General features: G+C 54.4%; 5 protein-coding genes and 1 pseudogene. 2 read left to right on the top strand and 4 right to left on the bottom strand.

Annotated features, from left to right (window positions below):
• Positions 1–181, top strand: a 181-nt coding sequence (locus Q1J43_RS07140) for a hypothetical protein (protein WP_301100570.1), incomplete at its 5' end; no start/stop codon positions are given.
• Between the two features lie 77 nt (positions 182–258).
• Here Q1J43_RS07140 and Q1J43_RS07135 read toward each other — a convergent pair.
• Both Q1J43_RS07135 and Q1J43_RS07130 read right to left on the bottom strand, forming a co-directional pair.
• Entirely contained in the window at positions 259–2,391 is a 2,133-nt protein-coding gene (locus tag Q1J43_RS07135; RefSeq protein ID WP_301101740.1) for a glycosyltransferase, read from the bottom strand.
• Between the two features lie 151 nt (positions 2,392–2,542).
• Positions 2,543–2,713: pseudogene (locus Q1J43_RS07130) on the bottom strand (Fic family protein); the annotation flags it as partial.
• A gap of 390 nt (positions 2,714–3,103) precedes the next feature.
• Here Q1J43_RS07130 and Q1J43_RS07125 point away from each other — a divergent pair.
• On the top strand, positions 3,104–3,304 hold the full coding sequence (locus Q1J43_RS07125) for a hypothetical protein (protein ID WP_301101738.1): 201 nt from the start codon (positions 3,104–3,106) through the stop codon (positions 3,302–3,304).
• A gap of 89 nt (positions 3,305–3,393) precedes the next feature.
• Here the strand turns inward: Q1J43_RS07125 and Q1J43_RS07120 are convergent, their stop codons facing one another.
• Both Q1J43_RS07120 and Q1J43_RS07115 read right to left on the bottom strand, forming a co-directional pair.
• Positions 3,394–3,711: a HigA family addiction module antitoxin gene (locus Q1J43_RS07120; RefSeq protein ID WP_301101737.1), complete on the bottom strand. Its 318-nt coding sequence runs from the start codon at positions 3,709–3,711 to the stop codon at positions 3,394–3,396.
• Complete coding sequence (locus Q1J43_RS07115) at positions 3,711–3,956, bottom strand: type II toxin-antitoxin system RelE/ParE family toxin (protein ID WP_301101736.1); 246 nt, start codon at positions 3,954–3,956, stop codon at positions 3,711–3,713. The genes Q1J43_RS07120 and Q1J43_RS07115 overlap by 1 nt, the downstream gene beginning before the upstream one ends.
• Positions 3,957–4,081: the final 125 nt, after the last annotated feature.

The following is a 4,081-nucleotide window of genomic DNA, read 5'->3' as shown; positions in this document are numbered from 1 at the left end:
GCGCCGTCCTTCAGATGCTGGCTGGCCAAGCGTTCCTGACATCGCCCCGAAAGGCAGCCTGGATCAGCCTGAGCGTATTGAGGGGTGCACCACTGATCCGGCCATGCGAGGTGTGTTGATCTTGCCGTCGGCGCGAAAGGTAGAACGGATCACCCCGCACGGCTTTCCGCGATGCGTCTGAATTTCGAGGTGCATAGGATGAGCAGACATGGCTACATTTAAAATGAAAAAATCGACCAAACCCTTGTGTTGAGCGGATTACAGCGACTTGGGGTGAACAAAGCGTGTTTTAACGTCCTTTTTTTCAAAGACCGCCAGCATATTTGCTCGGTTCGGGAACAGACCGCCGAAGAAGCCAAGACAGATAAAGCGGGGGATCCGCCACCACTTGTGCCACATCTGCGAAGGGTGAAATTTAAACCCTGCTTCCAAAGACCCGTCAACAAAATAAGCCGCATCATTCATGGCGCTAAAATTCGCGAAGGGCCAGAGGGTGTCCAAATAGTGGCGCCGCCAAAAACCTATCCGACGCAATCCATGAAGCCGAGCCAGGTTTTCAAGCGCCTCGCTCGACAAAATGTGAAGGCGATAGGGTTGGTGAAAAACATGCCGAGACTTCTCAGAAAAGTCGACGAACTGCGCGTTGGGGGTGTTGATGAACATGATGCCCCCTGTTCGAAGTTGACGGGCTGCCAGCGCGAACAGGAGCTCAGGGTTTTCCATGCGTTCCAAATAATCGATTACGAGAACTGCATCCTGGCAATCCGTCGCGTGAGTTGCCAAACTGTCCGGTGTCAACGGTTGGAACGGCTCCTCCAGCTTCTCCAAATACCGGAAACCTTGACTTTGGAAAAAATCCAAGAGCAGCTTTGTATAACCCGTACAAAACAGAATGCGTGAGTCTTGGTTAATCCCTTGCTTTTCGAGAAGTCGCTTGAGATTGTGAAACCCCTTTCGAATATACGGGTTCATTCTTATTTGTCGAAATGGAGATTTTTCATAATATTCCGCCAGCGGAACCTTCGGTAAAGAGTGAATCGACCGGCATTTCCTGCAGCGCCAAACGGCAAAAAATTCCTCCTGGAATGTTTGCGCGTTGGATTGAGACGCCGAATTTTCAATGCGCCACTCAAACGTTCCTCGCTCACATACGGTGCAAATTTGCCGGCGGTCAAGATGGAATTCGCTTTCCGTCAAGCGTGCCTGGGGCGGCAGGGATTTGGCGGTGTTTGCGGCCTCAGCGAAATAGACGTGCTCCATGAAGGAGCCCACCGTCGCGGTCTTTGAAAGTCCCGACTTGACGAAGCCCGCTTCCCCCATGCGTTGACGGAGGTCGGCATCATCGAAAAGCAGCACGAGTTTGTCGGCCAACTCCTGGTCGGAATCAGGGTCGACGATAAAGCCGTTTTTCCCTTCGTCCACGAGTTCGCGGGCCGAGATGATACGATTGGTGACGATGACGGGGCGGCGGAAACGCATGGCTTCCATAGCCACCATCCCCTGGGTTTCGATCAGCGAGGGCAACACGAACACGTCTGCGCCCGCATACAGATCCGGCAAGCTATCATGCGCCACGTGGCCCAGGAACTTGACCTGGTTTTCGACGCCAAGAATGATCGCCTCCTTGCGTAACTCCTGTTCCCAGGCGCCTTGTCCGGCGATCCACAGCTCCACCCCTGGCCGGCTGTCGGCCAGAATCTTAAAGCCTCGCAAGAGGAATCCTATATTCTTTTCCGGACTCAGCCGGCCGGCGTAAAGCACGACGAATCGTGCCGTTCGCTCAACCGGTTTGGCCTCGTCGCCCTTGAAATCGATGGGATTGGTGATGATGTGGACACGGGAAGTGAGATTGAACTGCTCCATCTGGCGGCCTTGTTTGGCGGAGACGCACACGATGTCATCGAATTTCTCGCAGAGGCCAATATAGAGCCGGGTCAGAATATTCCGGAACGGCTTCATGAAGAAGGGCTGGGTAATGTGATCGATCGTCATATGGGCGGTATAGACCGCGCGTATCCACATCGGCCCGGCAACGGACATGGCTTGCAACATCATGAAGCTGAGGTATTGGTAGTGAATGACATCGACCCGGTTTTCGATAAGGATTTGACGAATGGCCGAGCGCGAAGGGATGGCCTGGTACATTCCGTAGGTAGGCACGCTGAAAAAGCGATGCAACTCGACGCCATTCCAGACTTCCGTGGCCGGCTGTCCAGGCCGGCGACTGGTCAGGACCAGGACACGATGACCTAAACGAACCAACTCCCGCGTCACCTTTTGAATATGGACACCGGCGCCGGTACCCGCCGGCAGAAAATCGTCGCTGACCATGGCGATAGTCAGCGCTTGATCGACTGTAGAAAGAAGGGGGCGTTCGGGAGATCGATTCATGATGGACCTCTGAGCCTAGCTTACATTGGGGACAGGAAATTCAATGCAACTTTTGCATGAGTATCCGGGAGTATTTGGTCGCGGTCAATCGGCGACTTGACGTATGAAGATGTCAGCTATGACTCGGCTCCATGAACTGGAAAAGTAGCTTTCATTCCGGCTTGCTCATCAGAATGTCGTTGAGCGCGAGGTTGACGTAGTAGTTGCTGCGCCCGACCTTATGCTTCTGAACGAAGCCGCCGTCGGCCAGCGCGTCCATGTACCTGGTGGCGGTCAGCCGGGACACCTTGAGATCGCGCTGCACGAATTCGATCTTGGTATAGGGGTGCGTGAACTGGCCGGCGCATCGAAACGCCCAGCGTCCAGTTGCTCAAGCGGAGAAAGGATCGTCATCGCGAAGCGTCCTTGGTTATGACCTGTATAGAAAATAGAGTTTTTTATGCATGTTACCGGTGACGTGTATAGAAATTATGATTTTTCTATGCAGGTCGGCGGAGACGTGAAGGGTGGCGAGCAGGCGTCGGGTTACGCCCTTGTGGGCTAACCCGACCCACGAGTTGCTACGAGTTGCTGATTTTTTCGCTCAGAACTCATACCCCGGCCTGGTCCGGCCTTCTGCACCACCACAAGGTCCAGCCAACGTGATTGTCAATCGGATACGCGGCGAAAAACAAGGTAGGCGTTTGTCCCGCCAAAACCAAAACTGATCAAGATGTTAAAAGACCTGTTTGATAAACGAGCTGGATTCCGGGTCAAGCCCGGACGGCAAATCAATGGGTTAGCGGTAGAACAAATTTATCCTGCCTACCGTGTGATCTACCGCATCACCGGCAGTCAGGTCATCATCTACCTGATCGCAGACGGCCGACGCGACATGCAGTCGGTGCTGGTACGCAGACTGCTCGGTGCATGAATCCGCTTTTGTCAAAACGGCTTCGCAATGCGGTTCGCGTCAGTTATTGCCCGACTTGCCTCAGATCCGCTCGGGCACCGGTGAAGACTCTACGCGTCGAGCAACTCCCTTTTGAGCGGCTTGATGCCTGCCAGTTTCTCGGGTTTTTGCTGAACGTCCCATAGATCGACGGCCTCTTGCATCCGCAGCCAACTCTCGGGTGAGGTGTTAAGCAGCTTGGCTACACGCAGGGCCATTTCCAGCGACATGCCGCGCTTCTCGTGCAGCAGTTCCGACACAGAGAGACGGGACACGCCCAAGCGTGCTGCGAGTTCCGTCTGTGTCATTTCCAAGGCGGGCAGCACGTCCTCGCGCAGGACCGCACCGGGGTGCGTCGGGCGCCGCTTGGGGTCTCGCAAACTCTTCATCAGTGATAATCCTCCAGATCAATATCGATAGCGTCGTCCCCTTCAAATCGAAAGGTGATGCGCCAGTTGCCGGTCACCGTAACCGCGTAAGTGCCCTTGCGATCCCCGACCAGGCCGTGAAATTTGTAGCCCGGGATATTCATATCTTCAGGCTTTAACGCGGTGTCCAGCCGGTCCAGCAGGCGCTCGATACGGGCTTCACTCTTGGCGATGATGCCCCGGTGATCGCCCCAGGGCAATTGCATCAAAATGCGAATGCCATTGTCGTCGACCCACAGAAATAATCGTTTACGCTCAATGAGTTACAGAGGGGCTGTTCACAGCGTTTGGAATTGTGTAGTTTTCTGTCTTTTTGGGGTGACTCATGGAG

It is taken from the genome of Propionivibrio sp. (genome assembly GCF_029255185.1).
Taxonomy (GTDB): Bacteria; Pseudomonadota; Gammaproteobacteria; order Burkholderiales; family Rhodocyclaceae; genus Propionivibrio.
This window is presented reverse-complemented; position numbering and strand designations above follow the sequence as displayed.

Excerpts from the sequence above, each read along its gene's own strand:
- Q1J43_RS07135 (WP_301101740.1), bottom strand. The coding sequence starts at position 2,391 with ATGAATCGATCTCCCGAACGCCCCCTTCTTTCTACAGTCGATCAAGCG.
- Q1J43_RS07125 (WP_301101738.1), top strand. The coding sequence starts at position 3,104 with ATGTTAAAAGACCTGTTTGATAAACGAGCTGGATTCCGGGTCAAGCCC.
- Q1J43_RS07120 (WP_301101737.1), bottom strand. The coding sequence starts at position 3,711 with ATGAAGAGTTTGCGAGACCCCAAGCGGCGCCCGACGCACCCCGGTGCG.
- Q1J43_RS07115 (WP_301101736.1), bottom strand. The coding sequence starts at position 3,956 with ATGCAATTGCCCTGGGGCGATCACCGGGGCATCATCGCCAAGAGTGAA.